This is a genomic window from Pseudomonas sp. RA_35y_Pfl2_P32, from assembly GCF_963970735.1.
Taxonomy (GTDB): domain Bacteria; phylum Pseudomonadota; class Gammaproteobacteria; order Pseudomonadales; family Pseudomonadaceae; genus Aquipseudomonas.
In genome coordinates this window covers 1-544 of sequence record NZ_CAXAQF010000174.1, presented here as the reverse complement: position 1 = coordinate 544, position 544 = coordinate 1, and the positions used below count along the sequence as shown (strand labels likewise).

At 58.6% G+C, this 544-nt stretch carries 1 pseudogene; it reads left to right on the top strand.

Features of this window, described 5'->3' with window-relative positions:
* Positions 1 to 544 (top strand): annotated as a pseudogene (locus tag AACY45_RS27715) (hypothetical protein); the annotation flags it as partial.

Genomic DNA, 544 nt, shown 5'->3' with positions numbered 1-544 from the left:
ATGTGCCGCACACAACCACAGGAAGGCGCAGAGACCTCGATTCTGGAGCTGTACCACAACGCCTTGGGCAACGTGCGCAACTACGCCTACTTTGAAAACCAGTACTTCCGCTACCCGCCGTTTGCCAGGCAGTTGCGTGAATTGGCGGCGGCTTACCGAAACAGAAAACGCAAAAAACCTCTCTATCTGTTCGTGGTGACCAACACCCCGAACTCCGGCAACTTCTCCAGTACCACCTATGCGACCTTGCAGGAACTGGGACAGGAACAACTGATGCCGCAGGCCCAGCGCACACTGACCGAGGACATGCTGCGCAAGCGCAGCCACTTGGCGTATCTGCAGGCCAACCCGCACACCGACGCCTACGTGCAACGGGCCCAACTCAATCGAGCCGAGGTACTGCAACGCCAAATTGCTGCCCTGGAAGAAAAAGGCATCACCCCCGAGGTCGAGGAGCGTCTGGGAGGCCTCAAGCCAAGCGACATCCCGGAACTGGGCAAGCCGAAAGACGGCGCAGAGGAAGAACTCAAACCCTACACCCTGC